The sequence below is a fragment of the Serratia sp. M24T3 genome (assembly GCF_000257645.1).
In the GTDB taxonomy this organism is placed as follows: domain Bacteria; phylum Pseudomonadota; class Gammaproteobacteria; order Enterobacterales; family Enterobacteriaceae; genus Rouxiella.
In genome coordinates, this window is the sequence record NZ_AJHJ01000012.1 from 111,784 (window position 1) to 128,446 (window position 16,663).

At 50.8% G+C, this 16,663-nt stretch carries 11 protein-coding genes; 6 read left to right on the top strand and 5 right to left on the bottom strand.

What is annotated here, in order from left to right:
• The first annotated feature begins 232 nt into the window (after positions 1-232).
• The 3 genes from SPM24T3_RS12115 to SPM24T3_RS12125 all read left to right on the top strand — a co-directional run bounded on the left by SPM24T3_RS12115 (position 233) and on the right by SPM24T3_RS12125 (position 3,919).
• Complete coding sequence (locus SPM24T3_RS12115; RefSeq protein WP_009637044.1) at positions 233-1,243, top strand: phosphotransferase enzyme family protein; 1,011 nt, start codon at positions 233-235, stop codon at positions 1,241-1,243.
• A 245-nt stretch (positions 1,244-1,488) separates the two neighbouring features.
• Positions 1,489-2,526 carry an AraC family transcriptional regulator gene (locus SPM24T3_RS12120; RefSeq protein WP_037378370.1) on the top strand — a complete coding sequence of 346 codons (1,038 nt, stop codon included), beginning with the start codon at positions 1,489-1,491 and terminating at the stop codon, positions 2,524-2,526.
• A gap of 328 nt (positions 2,527-2,854) precedes the next feature.
• On the top strand, positions 2,855-3,919 hold the full coding sequence (locus SPM24T3_RS12125; protein ID WP_237713037.1) for an O-antigen ligase: 1,065 nt from the start codon (positions 2,855-2,857) through the stop codon (positions 3,917-3,919).
• A gap of 78 nt (positions 3,920-3,997) precedes the next feature.
• On the opposite strand, the gene SPM24T3_RS12130 is transcribed toward SPM24T3_RS12125, so the two are convergent.
• The 5 genes from SPM24T3_RS12130 to sbcD form a co-directional block, all read right to left on the bottom strand.
• Positions 3,998-5,278 carry a cytochrome c gene (locus SPM24T3_RS12130; protein WP_009637047.1) on the bottom strand — a complete coding sequence of 427 codons (1,281 nt, stop codon included), beginning with the start codon at positions 5,276-5,278 and terminating at the stop codon, positions 3,998-4,000.
• 10 nt (positions 5,279-5,288) lie between these two features.
• A complete protein-coding gene (locus tag SPM24T3_RS12135) occupies positions 5,289-7,058 on the bottom strand; it encodes a GMC family oxidoreductase (protein WP_009637048.1) in 1,770 nt (589 codons plus the stop codon).
• Between the two features lie 26 nt (positions 7,059-7,084).
• Positions 7,085-7,807, bottom strand: a complete 723-nt coding sequence (locus SPM24T3_RS12140; RefSeq protein WP_009637049.1) for a gluconate 2-dehydrogenase subunit 3 family protein — start codon at positions 7,805-7,807, stop codon at positions 7,085-7,087.
• Between the two features lie 367 nt (positions 7,808-8,174).
• The gene (gene sbcC, locus SPM24T3_RS12145; protein ID WP_009637050.1) at positions 8,175-11,429 is read right to left on the bottom strand and encodes an exonuclease subunit SbcC; all 3,255 of its coding nucleotides are present in this window, start codon (positions 11,427-11,429) and stop codon (positions 8,175-8,177) included.
• Positions 11,426-12,664 (bottom strand): exonuclease subunit SbcD, encoded by a 1,239-nt coding sequence (gene sbcD / locus SPM24T3_RS12150; protein ID WP_009637051.1) that lies wholly within the window; start codon positions 12,662-12,664, stop codon positions 11,426-11,428. The genes sbcC and sbcD overlap by 4 nt, the downstream gene beginning before the upstream one ends.
• Positions 12,665-12,885: 221 nt before the next feature.
• Between sbcD and phoB the strand changes: the two genes are divergently transcribed.
• The 3 genes from phoB (at position 12,886) to SPM24T3_RS12165 (ending at position 16,398) form a co-directional block, all read left to right on the top strand.
• Positions 12,886-13,575, top strand: a complete 690-nt coding sequence (gene phoB / locus SPM24T3_RS12155) for a phosphate response regulator transcription factor PhoB (protein WP_009637052.1) — start codon at positions 12,886-12,888, stop codon at positions 13,573-13,575.
• 102 nt (positions 13,576-13,677) lie between these two features.
• On the top strand, positions 13,678-15,000 hold the full coding sequence (phoR, locus tag SPM24T3_RS12160) for a phosphate regulon sensor histidine kinase PhoR (protein WP_009637053.1): 1,323 nt from the start codon (positions 13,678-13,680) through the stop codon (positions 14,998-15,000).
• A 297-nt stretch (positions 15,001-15,297) separates the two neighbouring features.
• A complete protein-coding gene (locus tag SPM24T3_RS12165; RefSeq protein WP_009637054.1) occupies positions 15,298-16,398 on the top strand; it encodes a cobalamin-independent methionine synthase II family protein in 1,101 nt (366 codons plus the stop codon).
• The last annotated feature ends 265 nt before the right edge of the window (positions 16,399-16,663 follow it).

Here is a 16,663-nt window from a genome sequence, read left to right on the forward strand (position 1 = left end):
CGGCTGACTTAAATCATCCGGCGAGTGAAGTTGATTCGATAATGCACCGCGTGCCGCCACAAAACTTGACCGCAGAGCGCTCACTCCTGCACTGCAAAGTCAACTTGACCCGCTTAAGGGGTTTTAAGTCATCTGCAGTCAACAATTGCTGTTCCCGGGTCAAGCGCGGAAGCGTCGTCGCTCGCATTCTGATAGCACGAACTCACAATGACTTGCCCCGGAGTGAACCCTGATGAATGCAAAACAGTCTGATACCCTGGACGAACAGAGCCTGCACCAGCTCGCTGAACAGGCACTGCGTCAATATCCCCAAGAGCTACAAGGGGAAATTGCCCTGATCTGTCGTTCTGAAAATGCCACTTTTGTGGTGCGCCTGGCAGATGGCAGTCGGCTTGCGCTGCGAGTGCATCGCGATGACTATCATCAACGTAATGAAATCGAGAGCGAGCTGTCCTGGCTCGACAGCCTGCGTGAAACCGGCATTCAGGTGCCCGAAGCGCTGGTGGGCAGTAACGGTCTGCGAGTGCAGACGCTGGCGCTGGATGAGCATCACAGCCGACACGTGGTGTTATTTAAGTGGATAGCAGGTGAAATGCCGACTACCGAGGTCGATCCGCGCGCCTTTGCCCAACTCGGTGAGGTGACTGCGCGATTGCATCAACACAGCCAAAACTGGGAAAAACCTGCCGGATTCAAACGAATCGTCTGGGATCATCAGACCATGACCGGCGATAAAGGGCATTGGGGCCGCTGGCAGGATGCACCGGGCTTGCGCGAAGAAGATCATCCGCTGGTGGAAAGGACACTGGCCCGCGTAGATCGGACCCTGCAAAAATATGGTAAAAATCCTCGCCGCTACGGGCTGATCCACGCCGATCTGCGCCTGACTAATCTGCTGTTGCACAAAGGCGAGACGCGAGTGATCGATTTTGATGACTGCGGCATGGGCTGGTATATGCACGACGCGGCAGCGGCCATCAGCTTCGTTGAGCATCATCCCCGAGCGCAAGAGTGGGTAGAACATTGGCTGGCCGGTTATCAGCGTATCTGCCCACTGAGCGAGGAATGTCTGGCGGTGATCCCGACGATGATTATCCAGCGGCGCATTCAACTTTTGGCCTGGGTAGGCTCACATGCCACTACCGAGATGGCGATAAGCCTGGGCGATCGCTGGGTTGCCGACAGTATCAAACTCTGTGAAGCCTATCTGGCGACAGAAGAGTGCGCACTGGCGGTGAGTTAGGCGCGACTTAATGACACACTGCACGTCGGTATGCACGCTTTACGTGCAGTGTGTTTCTTGCGGTGTTTAGCCCTGAGGCGATGCTTAACTCACGGTAACGCCTCGCTTCATTCCTTAAAGTCTGTGATTTTTTCCTGATAATCTCCTGATTTTTACCCCTCTGGTACAAAACTTGCAGTAATGACCTACCTAAAATAATCACAGTGGAAGCTTTGATGCAGACTGACGTATTACGGCAATCATTTATGTCCGGCCATCGCGAGACGGAAACCTACAGCAATCGGGGCGTATTGGCGGCAGCGGCCAGCGGGCTTAGCGATTTTATTATTACTAAAGGGGCAGACGTTGATCGCGTACTCGGGCTTTGTCATATCGACCCCGAGCTTTTGCAGCGGCCGACTCTGAGTCTGGGGCTGACCAACTATTGTCAGGTGCTGGAAGAGGCGGCCAGACAGTCGGGTTGTGATAACTTCGGTTTGCATTACGGCAAGCAATTCAAACCACAGTCATTAGGCCTGATCGGCTATATCGGTCTCTGCTCGTCATCGGCGGAAACTGCTTTACAAAATGTCGTTAATGCCTTTCCTTTTCATCAACATAACACACTTACTCGCCTGATTGATAAAGGCGAATACTATCGCTTTGACTATCAGGTGCGTCACGGCGGTATTTTATGTAAACGTCAGGATGCCGAGCTGACACTAGGGATGATCCTGAACCTTCTGCGCCACGGTTTAGGTAAAAATTGGGCGCCGCGTGAGGTGCATTTTGAGCATCCGCGCCCCGAGCAGTGGCATGAGCACTGCAAGATCTTCGATGCACCGGTCTATTTTGATCAACCCTTCAACTCGCTACTGATCGCCAAGCGCGATCTCCAGCGATCGATGCCGGAGCAAGATCAGACTTTGCTGCTAGTGATGCAGGATGCGATCCGCCGGCTGAATACCGACAGTCACTCGCAGCAGTCTGTAGTCGATCGCGCGCGATCGCAGGTTCGCCAGGTGTTAACAATGGGTGAGCCGGTTCTTGATGACGTCGCCGATAAGATGGGCATGTCGGTAAGTTCGCTCCAGCGCAGGCTGCGTGAGCAGAATCTGACCTTTACCGTACTGGTGGATAAAGTGCGCTGCGAGTTGGCTACCCACTATCTGCAGCAACAGCAGCTACCTATTTCAGAGATGGCCCTTTTGCTGGGTTATTCAGAGGTCAGCGCCTTTTCGCGCGCCTTCCGCCGCTGGTTTGGCGTCAGCCCTCGTCAATGGCGTCAGGAGCGACAACATTAATAAATACCTAGATAAGTTACGAAATTTTAACCGGGGACAAATTAAATCGATTAACCCCCACGATTATGGCAGTCTACTGGGTTTTACAGCTTAAAATTTGATAGTTGCACGGGAAACGAGCATGGCGTCAGGCTTAATTGGACGGGAAAAATTTAATCACTATCTGTTTATTTTCGTAGTTGCGCTTTTAATCTTTATTTTGCCTTACGGTTATACGCATGAAAAAACCAGCAGAGAACTTTTCTACTTTTGTAGCTATTTGTCTATAACGGGCATCGTTATAAATTACAGAGAATTTAAAAGGATATTTAGCTCCACGCGATTTGCCATGCCTTTGATTGCATTGGCCATCCTCTATTTTTCCTGGTCACTTTTCGCGACGGTTGCCACCCCGGATAAAGCGGATGAATGGGTACTGTTTACCGCCAGTAAACGCTGGTTTCTTAGTGGTATTATAGCCTTCTACGTTTGCTGGGCAGCGCAGGAGCACCGTTTATCGGCGAGTACTTTAAAGCGCCTGGCTTTGGCCTCTCTATTTGCCGCCTTTGTTGCCGCCAGTGTCTATGGAGTTTGGCTGCATTTCACCAAGCCGGACCGGGTCGTTTTGGGTATTAGCCGCGCCACGCTGACGGCTTACGCTTATAGCGCCCTTGCGCTGTCGATCATGACGCTTATCGCCCGTAACTGCACTTCAGGCAAAAAGTATCTCGGCATTCTGCTGATGACGCTGGTGTCGCTATACATTATTTTTCTCACCGAGACGCGTTCTTCGATGGTATTGCACCTGATACTCTCAGTGCTTCTGGTGCTGGCAACGTTGTGGCAGGATAAAAAATTGACCCCAAAATCGCTTGGCATACTGATATTGCTGGTGGTGGTGGTGGTGGGCGGCGGCTCGCAATCGAAGATAGTTCAATCACGCTTTGATCTGACGTGTAGTGAATTGCAGATGTATAAACAAGGCGACGATCAGTCCTCCCTAGGTTCGCGATTTACGATGTGGAAAATGGGGATTATTGCCTTCAAAGAGTACCCATTTGGGCAAACCGAGACCGGGCGCAACCAGCGTATCCGGCAGTATCTAGATAGCCACAACCAGTCTCATTCATTTGCACTACGTTACATCGATGTTCATTTGCATAATGAATTTATTCAGTTAGCCTCTTTGTCCGGAATTTTTGGCATCCTGGCGCTGCTGTATTTCTTTATTGCACTGATGTTCCGCAACGGCATTTCCGGATTCTTGTTGAATCCTGTGTCGATGGTAGCATTGTCGGCCTTCCTGTATGGCTTAACCGATGTGTTATTAATTTCCGAGCAATATATCGTGTTGTTCTCGATGATTATTCTCCTGTCATGGATTTGCACACGCTCAGAAAAACGGCCTGACTAAATAGAAACGGGCCGTTGAATTTTTCAGCGGCCCGTTTCTATTGTAATAAATAAAACTCTCTTTATTTTCCGTTATTTATTACTGCTTCTTTTCCATCGCATCTCTGACCTTTTTCACCTGATCCACCGTTACCGCTGGCGCGTTATTACCCCATCCTTGACGTACAAAAGTCGTCAAATCAGCAACCTGCTGATCGGAAAGTCTGCCCGCGAACCCTGGCATAAACAGTACCGATGGCGCGTTTTGCGTCGAAGGTGTTGCCGCGCCGTTCAGTACGGTACTGATTAATCCGGTAGGATTATCGGCCTGCACAATTGCGGCTCCGTTAAGGCGAGGGAATATGCCTTTGGCACCATTGCCGTTAGTCCAGTGGCAGGCTTCACAGTTATTGAGATACAGCAGTTGTCCCTGACTCAAGCCTTTGCCCGCCGTGAGGAATTGCGCCGTGTCTGCGGTGGCTTTTGCCACATCAGGTTTCTGATTTACGGCGGTTTTCTCCGCGGGCAGCGACTGTAGATAAACGGCGATGGCTTTGAGATCGTCGGGCGTCATATATTGCATGCTGTGCTCGACAACGCTGGTCATTTCCCCGCCCACTGAGGCAAAGTGGTTACGTCCGGTTCCCAGATAGTCAACAATATCCTGCGTTGTCCAGCCGTCCGGGCTGCGAATCGCGGGCACTGGCCAATCATTCAGTTCACTGCCGGACAGGAATGCCGGGTCGGAATCATTCAGCGCTTTTTCCTGCATCGCAACACCGCGTGGCGTATGACAGCTGCCGCAGTGGCCGAGTGTTTCAACCAGATATTTTCCTCTATTCACCTCTGCAGGCGCATTGCTGGCCGGTGCAAACGTTTTATCCGAAGTAAACATCATATTCCAGAAACGTATACCCCAGCGCTGGCTGAACGGGAAACTCAGCGACGTTTCAGGGGCAGATTTAGCAACAGGTTTGACCCCTTTCATGAAATAGGTATAAAGCGCGTGAATATCCTCATCGCTAATCCCCTGATAATCCGGATAAGGCATTGCTGGGTAAAGATAACTACCGTCCGCACGAACCCCTTTACGCACTGCATCAGCAAATTGCTGTTCGGTGTATTGACCTATGCCATGGTCCGGGTCGGGAGTGATATTGGAGGAGTAGATCACGCCCATCGGACTTTTGATCTGCAAACCGCCGGCGAAAGAGTCGCCCCCTTTGGACGTGTGGCAGGCAGCACAGTCTCCGGCACGGGCCAGATAGGCGCCTTTGCTAATCAGTGCATCGACATCATTGCTCTGTGCAGCCTGAACGCTGTGCATAAAAATCCCGGACAGCATGGTGAGAGATAACAGGCTAATGGCCTTTAGTTTCATGCTGCCTCCTCTATGCCTGAACCAATGGGCCAGGATTTTTAAGATACTGTTCACGAATGGCCTTGGCTGACCAGTAGGCTAAAGCGCCGACCAGTGCCGTTGGATTCGCCTGGAAGTTTTGTGGGAAAGCGCAGGCTCCCTGAACAAAGACGTTGTGAACATCCCAGCTTTGCAAATAGCGATTCACTGCTGAGGTTTTCGGGTTGTCGCCCATCACTGCGCCGCCGGTATTGTGGGTTGAGCTGTATGCTGGCGAAATATTGAAATGACTGTCGTAATCCGGAACGCTTTCCGTGTAGCTATCTGGATTTAGATTCTTGACAATTCCGAGCATATTTCCGCGCAGGAAGCGCATCAAACGCACGTCATTTTTGACAAAGTCATAGGTCATGCGCAGCAGCGGCATGCCGTGTTCGTCTGTATAAGTGGGGTCCAAATCCAGGAAATTGCCTCGTGTCGACATATTGGAAACAGTCATTTTCATGCCCATAGAATGCCCGTAGCTGTCTTTCAGACCTTTCTTCCAGCCATTGCCCCACTTGGGCGTACCGCCTTTGAGTGCAGTGGCCAGCGGTGTGCCGGTTGCCTGTGAGCTGTGGACTTTTGCGCCGCCAATAAAGCCCAAATGCGAAGCATCGAAATTGCCTGGTCCAAAGTCGTTAAACATCACGCCGGTTGGGCCTGCAGCAGCAAACGGATTAAACTCCATTTTGTCGAAGAACAGAGTAAAACCGCCACCGTATTGGTAGGCGTAATTTCTTCCCACCACGCCTTCTTCGGTTATTGGGTTATACGGTTTACCAATTTTCGAATTAAGCATCAGTCGCACGTTATTAAGTGCAAAGGAGGCGAGGATGACAATTTTGGCAGGCTGGAAAACTTCATTGCCATCGGCATCAATATAAGTGACACCGGTCGCTGTTTTGCCATCAGGCGACTTTTCAACACGAATTACGTTAGCCTGAGTGCGATAATCGAAATTAGGATAAAGTTTAATCGCATCCAAAATAGTGGTCTGTGGAGAAGCTTTAGAATAGTTTATGCAGGAATAGAACTGGCAAAATCCGCAATAGTTACAGGGTGCGATCTGCTGTTTGTATGGATTAGTCCAAGGCTCAGTTATAGCAGCGGAAGGGTTGGAAAACGGATGATAGCCCATTTCGCTTGCTACTTTTCTAAACATCGCGCCATTCAGCGTATCTTCCAGCGGTTTAGTAGGAAATAGATTGGATCTCGGGCCTTCAAACGGGTCGCCATTGGCCAAAATTTTGCCGTTTAAATTCCCTGTTGCGCCAGAAGTGCCACAAACCTGATCAAAGAAATCAAAATGCGGTTCAATTTCTTCCCATGAGAAAGGGAAGTCCATGACCCGCAATTCCGCGTCCAGCGCATTTTTATCGTAATGCTGATCAACAAAAGTTTTTAACTTCAAGTCCGTCGGTGAAGGGCGAATTAACATCGCCGTCCAGTGCAGGCCAGCACCGCCAACGCCGTCCCCGACGCGAAAAGCGCCGAGTTCACGCATGGGTAGTGCGGTCTCAGTCGCATTATGTCGAACCGTGTAGGTTAGCGTCGAGGCCTGCTGCATCAGGACGTGGCGCTTGGTATTTGCCAGTTCATCTGCCGGAATAGGGTAACCCATTTCAGAACTTGGGCGGTCGTGACCCCGTTCCAGCGCTCTGACCTTGAGGCCGGCTTTCGCCATTTCTATACTTAATATCGATCCGGCCCATCCAAGACCGACAACAACAACATCAACTGCATCATTGGTTTTTTTCATTGTCTTATTTCCAATATGTCAGAATATCAAGCCTGCTCGCCACTGATTGAAACAGGCCCTAATGGATATTTAACGTTGTGAATTTTTATCCATTCAGGAAAGCTTGCTCGTGCGCCGGGAAAACCAATCATTACCCACGAAGCCATATTTTTATTTCCGCCATATTGTGGATCGGATAAATACCCTTCTTTGGTATTATCCATGACGCGGGTAAAGAAATAGCCGGATGTAAGATCCTTTTCCCCTAATTGCGAGAAGTCTATTTTGTTATTCTCAAGTGCAGTAATAACCTCATCCTTCTGCGAAGCGGATAATGAAGAGAAAGATTGGTTGTATTTGGCTTTTACATATTGTTCTGTAGCGGCAATACCTTTGCGGTAAAGCGTTTGTAGACTAAAAGGCAGTTGATAACCGAATAAATGACTGGCTTGGCTATTAAAAGGACCGTGCATATACCAGCTTTCGCCTTTGCCATATTTGGTCAGCATTTGTTTATCAATAAATATCGGGACATGAGTTTCCAAAGCTCCCGGACCATCACTGCTGGAGGGAATTAGGCGATCGCATAAGGAGTTCAAAAAAGTCCATTCATCAGCATTGAAATACTCAGGTTTATATTCTGATAGTTCCTTCATGGGTGCCGAAACAGCAGCAAATACGTTTGATAACCCTCCTTTGGCAGTAAACGATCCTATTACGACTAACGATCCAAAAATAAAACGCCTTCTGTTTAATGGAATACTGTTCATATTTTGCTCACATGTTATACGAAATCGTACAAACACTCCCTGGCGGAAGTTAGCTAGTGGTAGGGTGAGGCCGAGTGCCAGCCTGGGCGGCTGATCGAATTTCACTCAAGATACAATGGCTAACCTTTGTCTCCGTGTGGGTTTTGGTAAACAAATGTGTTGAAAATGCATAACAAAATTTTAACTATTTGATTTTAAATTATTAACTTGTCAGTAAATTTATTTCAGAAGTGAATTTTTTCTTTCAAATTAAAAAGTCATTATTAAAAAGTGCTGTGCATTGCGCGCAGCACTTGGAGTTCATTGCTAATTACCACTGACCGTTTTCGGAGTGTTTTCCATGAATAACAGGCTGGATTAATCAGAGTCAGCCGTTGACCCTGAAGATACTGTCCAGTCTGCTAATGCCCAGCCCGTTAACTTTTTTCACTTTGATCTGCACCGGTATGCGGTCTTTCATTGCTTCAACGTGGCTGATTACGCCAATGGTCTTGCCGCTGGCGTTCAGACTGTCCAGTGCATCTAGCGCGGTGTCCAGCGTGTCAGCATCGAGGGTGCCAAAACCTTCATCGAGGAACAGTGAGTCGATGCGCGTTTTATCGCTGACCAGATCTGACAAAGCCAAAGCCAGCGCCAGACTGACCAGGAAACTTTCGCCGCCTGAAAGTGTGCGAGTGTCGCGCACGGCATCTGCCTGCCAAGTATCTACCACCTCCAGCTCCAGCGCCTCGCTGGTTTTTCTTTGCAGGAAATAGCGGCCGTGGAGTTTCTCCATTTGCCTGTTAGCCAGATAAACCAGATGTTCCAGCGTCAGCCCCTGAGCAAACTTGCGGAATTTTGCGCCATCGCTAGAGCCGACAATCTGATTGAGGTAGCTCCAGTCGTCATAGGTTTCCTGTGATTCGGCAATCAGCTGCCACAGCGCCTGTTGACCGCTTTGACGCTGAGTATCACTGGTTAGCTGGCTACGCAGTTCGCCCTGGCGCTGTTGTAGCGTCCTCAGCTGGACGTTGAGTGCGGCGATCTGTTCGGCGAGCGTTTCGACATGACTTGTATGCTCGTTGAGCCCGGCCGGGCGTGATTGTAGATGTTGTTCCAACTGCTCGCTGGCCTGTTGCAGCAGAATTTTGCTCTGGGTCAGCTGTCGCTGCACGCTTTCTTTAAGCTGTTGCAGCTGCTGGCGTAGGGTCTCTTCGATTAATGCATCAATCACTGCCTGCTCATCGCAGAAATCACTGTTTTGCAGCGCCTGTAACCAGGTCAGTTCCGCCTGATGTAAATCAGTTTCGCCCAGCTTGTGACTGTGATGCAGGGTGACCAGTTGACCGCCGAGCTGGTCGAGCTGCTGCTGCACCGTCTGCAATTTTTCATAGGCTTGTTGACGTGTTTGCTCAGCCATTTGCAGCTGTTGGCGCAGCTGTTCACGAACCTGTGCCACCTGTCGATCACCAAACAGTTCAATGCGAGAGCTGCGCTGCTGAGTAAGTAATTGCTCACTTTCGGCTAACAGTTTTGCCTGCTGTTCCACCAGTTGCCGACACTCACTGTGCTGTTTATGCAGCGTGAGACTGCGCTCGTTTTGAATTACCACCTGCTGTTGCAACTGATTCTGTTCAGCCTGCGCCGCATAAAGCGTTTCTTTGGCTTTCTGGACTGCCTGAGCGGCCTCATCGTGCTGGCGGATAAGCTGCTGGCAGCGCTGCTCTTGCTGTTCAGATTCTTGCAGCCAGTTTTGCAGCGCCTCGCTGTCTTGCAGGGTGAAACCTAATGCAAGCTGTCCACAGGCCTGTTGCCACTGTTCGAGATATCCCGCTTGCTGTTTTTTATCCTGTTGCAGCGCAGTTTGCAGCCGTTGTTGCTGTTCTTTTAATCCTTCGGTACGAGTCCGTAACTGTGTGCCATTGGTATGCAACTTTTCAGTTTCTTCACGCATGTGCTGCACCCGCAGCGCGGTCTCGGACGGACTGACGGCCTGATAGGATTCGATAGCCGGATGCGTCGTCGAACCGCACAGCGGGCAAGGCTGACCGGTTTGCAGGCGAGAGCGTTCTGCTTCAAGACTGACAATCAGCTGCTCCTGCGCCAGCAGTTTTTCGACATCGTTCAGATGCTGTTTTTGCTGCTTGTACTTTTCACGCGTCTGGTTAAGATTTTTTTCAGCTTCGAGCAGCTCACCCTCGCGTGCGTCAAATTCCAGCTGCTGCTGGCTAATCCGCTGGGATACTTGCTGAAACAGCGGCTGGAGGGTGGAGAGTTGCTGGCGAACGGGGCGCAGCCCGACCAGTTCCGAATGTTGACTGCGTAAAGCGGCCTGCGGCGACTGTGCCTCCAGCGCGCTTTGCTGCTGCGTTTGGCTATTTAACTGTGCAACAAGTGCGGCCTCTTTAGCCTGAAATTGCTGATTTCTTTGCGCCGAGGCAGTTTGCTCGCTAGCCAATTTTTGTAGTTCTTCAGCCAATTCCCGCTGCTGGTTTTGCTGTTTAAGATGCCTTTGCCGATCGTCGCTCAGCTTTTCCTGCAAATGATGGATTTTGCTGTCCAGCGGCTGGACCTGCTCCTCGATTAGCTTCTCTAGCCGCAGTTGTTCGACGGCCTGTTGCTGCTGATGATGCAGCGCTTTTTCCAGAGCCTCATTCACAGGGGTTTTGGAATGTTGCAACTGTTGCTGCTGCTCACCGAGCTGCGTTAGCTGCCGCTGTAAATCAGCCTGCTGCTGTTGATAGCGCTGGCGATCTTTTAACAACGGGCGGAGCTTTTCCGCCGGTTCGCTGCGCGCCAGCTGCTTTAATTGCGGCTCGGCCTGTTGCGCCTGACTTTCGGCATCGGCAAGCTGTTGTTGGTATTGTTGCTGTTTTTGCTGAATGTTTTTCCACTGTTGCAGCCAGTTTAGACCTTGCTGTTGTTCCACTGTTTGCTGGCTGAGCGTGGTTTCCTGCAATCCCAGCTGAGTTAATTCTTGTTCGAGCAGTTGGCGTTGTTCCTCGCTGAGTAATTCAATACCGGCGGCGCGCTGGTGCAGCAGATCGAGGTCGATCTTCGCCTGTTTATGACGATCGAATACCTGTGCAGACAGTCGTCCATAAATCTCGGTGCCGGTCAGCTCTTCCAGCAGTTCGGCTCGTTCGTTGGCCTTGGCGTTAAGGAAGGCGGCAAACTGCCCCTGGGAGAGCATCATCGATTTGGTAAAACGGCCAAAATCCAGCCCCGTCAGCTCGGCAATCGCCGGAAGCTTATCGCGAACTTTGTCGGCGAGAATTTTGCCGTCGGCCAGTTGTGCCAGCTCGACCTTGGGTGCCTGCAAATTACCGGTTGGCGAATTACCCGCCCGGCGCTGGCTCCAGAAGGCGCGGTAGCCCACGCCCTTAACCTCGAACTCGACCTCGGCCAGCGATTCTGCAGTATGGCGGGTCATCAATTCGTTCTGGCTCGGAGACACATCCAGGCGCGGCGTTTGGTGATACAGCGCCAGGCAAATTGCGTCGAGCAGGGTGGTTTTACCGGCCCCGGTTGCGCCAGTAATAGCAAAAAGTCCATTGCTGGCGAAGGGTTCGGCGGTGAAATCAATTTTCCATTCACCTTCCAGTGAATTGATATTTTTTAATCGTAATGACAGGATTTTCACTGGCTGGTTTCTCCGGCAGAATGGCCGTTTTCGACCTGTTCCAGCACCTGCGAGAACAGGGTGCGTATCCGCTGCTGGCGGCCCTCTTCAGGGGTATTTTCCTGCGCCAGTCGGCGTTCAAACACTTCGCTGACGCTAAGCTCTTTCAACGTTTCTTTCTCTTGCTGTAACAGACCGCTCAGACGCTGCTCTTTACTGCGCCGAAGTAGCACGACCTCCACCGGCAACGGATCGGTAAGCTGCTGGATACGCCGTTGGATATCGCTGAGATAATCCTGCGTCGCGACTTCAATATCGAGCCAAACCGGCAGCGTTTCCTGATTTTTTTCATAGCACTGCAGCTGTTTTTCAATCTCGGCCAGTGTGCCCTTAATGATTTCCATCGGCTGAGAGCGCGGGATCGCCAATGTTTCGATACTGTTAAGTTGATCGGCGGTGTAATCCAGCAGATAAACGCTTTTTTCATTGCTGGCTTCGTCAAAACTCAGGGGAATTGGCGAGCCGCTGTAGCGAATATGCTCGGTCTTGGCGATTTTTTGCGCTTTGTGAATGTGCCCCAACGCCACGTAATCTACCGGCGGAAAGGCCTGAGCCGGGAAGGCGTCTAAGGTACCGATATAAATGTCTCGCACCGAGTCGGAAGTGGTTACACCGACAGTGGTCAGATGGCCGGTAGCGATAATCGGCACCGCCACGCCGAGATGCTGGCGATGATCGCATGCTGCCTGATAAAGCGCTGAATAATGTCCGGCGATAGCTTCTTGTAATGCAAGCTGTTTTTCGCTACCGGATTGCCCTGCCTGACTAGCCAGCAGATCGCGCGGGCGTAAAAACGGGATGGCACAAAGTATTGCCCCCGGCTGACCCTCGCGGTTTTTCAGGGTAATCACCTGACGAGAAATATCCTCACCGACAGTTGCGATCACCTGAGTATTGAGGCAGGAAAGCAGCTCGCGAGATTCGTTAAGCGTAGCGACTGAGTCATGGTTTCCCGCCAGCACAATCAGCTGGCAGCCTGTCTGCTGTAAGTTCACCACAAAGCGGTTATACAGTTCGCGCGCATAGCTTGGCGGCGAGCCGGTATCGAAAATATCCCCCGCGACAATCACCGCATCGACCTGATGCTGTTCAACCTGTCCGATTAGCCAGTCAAGAAAAGCCTGATGTTCAGGCGCACGGCTTTTGGTAAAAAAGTACTGGCCGAGATGCCAGTCAGAGGTGTGAATCAGTCGCATGGAGGTCTCGCGGTGGCTGTAACAGGCGGCAAGTATAAACGCCCACGACCTTCTCTGTCCCCGAAAAATCATAACCATGTCATGTGCCTGAACTTAATATGAAGGCTTGGCTACACTTAATTACACGCGAAATTGTTTTTCATAAATCTGTCACAAAACTGACGCATAATGGCGCCCGAAATCAAAATTAAGTTCGCTAACTTATTTGGCAGGCTATCAAAATGGCTAGACGCATATTAGTTGTGGAAGATGAAGCACCGATCCGTGAAATGGTTTGTTTTGTGCTTGAGCAAAATGGTTATCAAGCCATTGAGGCTGAAGATTTCGATTCGGCGGTCAATCGTTTGATTGAACCTTACCCGGAATTAATTTTACTCGATTGGATGTTGCCCGGTGGATCCGGAATTCAGTTTATTAAACATCTAAAACGCGAAGCGCTGACCCGCGATATTCCGGTGATGATGCTGACCGCCCGTGGCGAAGAAGAAGACCGCGTTCGCGGGCTGGAAGTTGGCGCGGATGACTATATTACCAAGCCGTTTTCGCCTAAAGAGTTAGTGGCGCGCATTAAAGCAGTTATGCGTCGTATCTCACCAATGGCGGTCGAAGAAGTTATTGATATGAAAGGGTTAAGCTTGGATCCATCCTCGCACCGTGTGATGGCCAACGAGCTTGCGCTGGACATGGGGCCTACCGAATTCAAGCTTCTGCACTTCTTTATGACCCATTCCGAGCGCGTTTACAGCCGTGAACAGTTGCTCAATAACGTCTGGGGCACTAACGTATACGTCGAGGATCGTACAGTGGATGTACATATCCGCCGCCTGCGCAAAGCACTGGAAACCAGCGGTCATGACCGAATGATCCAAACGGTGCGTGGAACGGGTTATAGATTCTCAACCCGCTATTAATTAATACCTCAGCTATTTCACGTTGCACCTTTACGGGCATCGTGAAATATATTGGGTATGAATTGATGATGTTATATCTTTCACTCACAGCGGAGATACTGTGTGCTAGAACGATTATCGTGGAGTCGGCTGGCCGGCGAATTATTTATGTTTTGCTGTCCGGCGCTGATATTAGCCATTTTTATTGGCTATTTGCCCTGGTTATTGCTGGCTTCTTTAGTGGCGGCTCTGGGCTGGAATTATTTTAATCAGCTTAAACTTTCACACTGGCTGTGGCTTGACCGAAGTATTACTCCTCCCAGCGGATTATGGAGCTGGGAACCGCTATTTTATGGCCTTAATCAGATGCAGATGCGTAACCGGCGCAGAAGGCGCGAACTGGCGCTGCTGATTAAACGCTTCCGCAGCGGAGCTGAATCCCTCCCTGACGCCGTGGTGCTGACGACGGAAGAAGGCAATATCTTCTGGTGCAACGGCCTGGCACAGGAACTGCTTGGTTTCCGCTGGCCGGAAGACAACGGCCAACACCTGTTTAACCTGCTGCGTTATCCCGAACTACGCGTCTGGATCCAGAGCCGCGACTTTACCCGTCCGCTTAACTTGCACCTTAATAACAATCACTACGTTGAATTTCGAGTCATGCCGTATTCGGAAGGGCAGCTATTGATTGTGGCGCGTGATGTCACCCAGATGCGCCAGCTGGAAGGCGCTCGTCGAAACTTCTTTGCCAATGTCAGCCATGAACTGCGCACGCCGCTGACAGTGTTGCAAGGGTATCTTGAGATGATGGACGACGAGGCGCTGAAGGAGCCGTTCCGCAGTAAAGCGCTGGATACTATGCAGGAACAGACGCGGCGCATGGACGCGCTGGTTAAACAGTTGCTGACTTTATCGCGTATCGAGGCGGCGACCAACATTGATTTGCAGGAGAAAGTCGACGTGCCAGGAATGTTGGGCATGCTGGAGCGCGAGGTGCAGACGCTAAGCAATGGTCGCCATGAAATTGTATTCAAAATCAATGAACAGCTTAAAGTTTATGGCAACGACGAGCAGCTGCGCAGTGCGGTTTCGAATCTAGTGTATAACTCGGTCAATCACACGCCAGCGGGCACGCGCATTGAAGTTAGCTGGCAGCAGACCGCGCAGGGCGCACAGTTCCAGGTCAGCGATAACGGCCCGGGCATTGCACCACAGCATATTCCTCGGCTGACCGAGCGTTTCTATCGTGTAGACAAGGCGCGCTCACGGCAGACCGGTGGCAGCGGGCTGGGGCTGGCTATCGTCAAACATGCGCTCAGTCATCATCATTCAAAGTTGGATATAGAAAGCGAAGTCGGGGTAGGGACGCGGTTTCTATTCACATTGCCTTATCGACTGATTGTCGATGCTCCTCAATTGCCTCACCATCACCGCGTTAAGCATTAAATCTTCACAAAAACGGATCAGCGATGGTCCGTTTTAATCTTATTTAATCAGTTCACACTTTGGGCAACGTGAAATTGTGACGCCCGATCATGAATTTATTTCATGTGATGTGAGAATTCCTCATTTGGTGATGAACACTATTCATGGCAGCATAGATTTAAAGCCGTTTAGACATCCAGATGTCTAATGTAACTTCTCGGTATTATTAACATTGTTAACTAATCTCCGGGATGTCGTGCTGCCCATTAATCAATGTCACGGCGACAGGTTCGTCGGGGCTTTTGCCAGGAGTTCATAATGTCAGTATCAAACCCAATTTATCGCGCCGAAGTCGTTGGTAGCTTTTTGCGTCCAGAAGCGCTAAAGCAAGCACGTCAGCAGTTTAAAGCTGGTGAAATCGATGCTCAGCAGCTGCGTGCGGTTGAAGACAGCGAAATTCGCCGCGTGGTTGAGCAGCAGCGCGAAGCCGGTTTGCAAGTGGTCACTGATGGTGAATTCCGCCGCGCGTGGTGGCACTTTGACTTCTTCGAGGGTCTGCAGGGCGTTGAAGGTTATGATGCAGAGCAGGGCATTCAGTTCAACGGCGTGCAGACCAAATCTCGCAGTATCAAAGTGGTTGATAAGATTGCCTTTGGCGATCACCCGATGATTGAACATTTCAGCTTTCTGAAAAGCATCAGTGGCGACGCGGTAGCTAAAATGACTATCCCTAGCCCAAGCGTGATGCACTTCCGTTTCAACCGTGATGCGGTTAAAGGCGTGTATCCAAATCAGGAAGACTTTTTCAACGATTTAGCTCAAGTTTACCGCGACGCTATCCAGGCGTTTTACGCCGCCGGTTGTCGTTACCTGCAACTGGATGACACCGTTTGGGCGTACCTGTGCTCAGAAGACCAGAAAAAGCAGATCATTGCCCGTGGCGATAATCCGGAAGAGCTGGCGAAAACCTACGCTCGGGTGCTGAATCAGGCTATCGAAGGCAAGCCGGAAGACCTAATCATCGGTCTGCACGTGTGCCGCGGTAACTTCCGTTCAACCTGGATTTCAGAAGGCGGCTACGAGCCTGTGGCAGAGATCCTGTTCGGTACTGTAAATATCGACCGTTTCTTCCTGGAATATGACAACCAGCGTGCCGGCGGTTTCGAACCACTGCGCTTCATCAAGCCCGGCCAGCAGCAGGCAGTTCTGGGCCTGATTACCACTAAAACTGGCGATCTTGAATTGGCAAAAGACGTGGAGGCGCGGATCGCCGAAGCGGCTGAGTTCTTGAATATCAACCAGATCTGCCTAAGCCCGCAGTGTGGTTTTGCGTCCACCGAAGAAGGCAATAGTCTCAGCGACAAGCAGCAGTGGGACAAACTGAAGTTAGTTGTCGATCTGGCTGAACGCATTTGGTAAAAGCTTGATCTTTCGAGCTACAGCGGCGTTCGCCTCCCTCGTTCACCCCAGTCACTTACCTGCGTAAGCTCCTGGGGATGAACTCGCTTGCTGCCTTGCTCTCACTCGAAATCTCTGCGCTTTGGCAACAGTTTGATCTTTCGAGCTACAGCGGCGTTCGCCTCCCTCGTTCACCCCAGTCACTTACCTGCGTAAGCTCCTGGGGATGAACTCGCTTGCTGCCTTGCTCTCACTCGAAATCTCTGCGCTTTGGCAACAGTTTGAT

Excerpts from the sequence above, each read along its gene's own strand:
- SPM24T3_RS12115 (WP_009637044.1), top strand. The coding sequence starts at position 233 with ATGAATGCAAAACAGTCTGATACCCTGGACGAACAGAGCCTGCACCAG.
- SPM24T3_RS12120 (WP_037378370.1), top strand. The coding sequence starts at position 1,489 with ATGTCCGGCCATCGCGAGACGGAAACCTACAGCAATCGGGGCGTATTG.
- SPM24T3_RS12125 (WP_237713037.1), top strand. The coding sequence starts at position 2,855 with ATGCCTTTGATTGCATTGGCCATCCTCTATTTTTCCTGGTCACTTTTC.
- SPM24T3_RS12130 (WP_009637047.1), bottom strand. The coding sequence starts at position 5,278 with ATGAAACTAAAGGCCATTAGCCTGTTATCTCTCACCATGCTGTCCGGG.
- SPM24T3_RS12135 (WP_009637048.1), bottom strand. The coding sequence starts at position 7,058 with ATGAAAAAAACCAATGATGCAGTTGATGTTGTTGTTGTCGGTCTTGGA.
- SPM24T3_RS12140 (WP_009637049.1), bottom strand. The coding sequence starts at position 7,807 with ATGAACAGTATTCCATTAAACAGAAGGCGTTTTATTTTTGGATCGTTA.
- sbcD (WP_009637051.1), bottom strand. The coding sequence starts at position 12,664 with ATGCGACTGATTCACACCTCTGACTGGCATCTCGGCCAGTACTTTTTT.
- phoB (WP_009637052.1), top strand. The coding sequence starts at position 12,886 with ATGGCTAGACGCATATTAGTTGTGGAAGATGAAGCACCGATCCGTGAA.
- SPM24T3_RS12165 (WP_009637054.1), top strand. The coding sequence starts at position 15,298 with ATGTCAGTATCAAACCCAATTTATCGCGCCGAAGTCGTTGGTAGCTTT.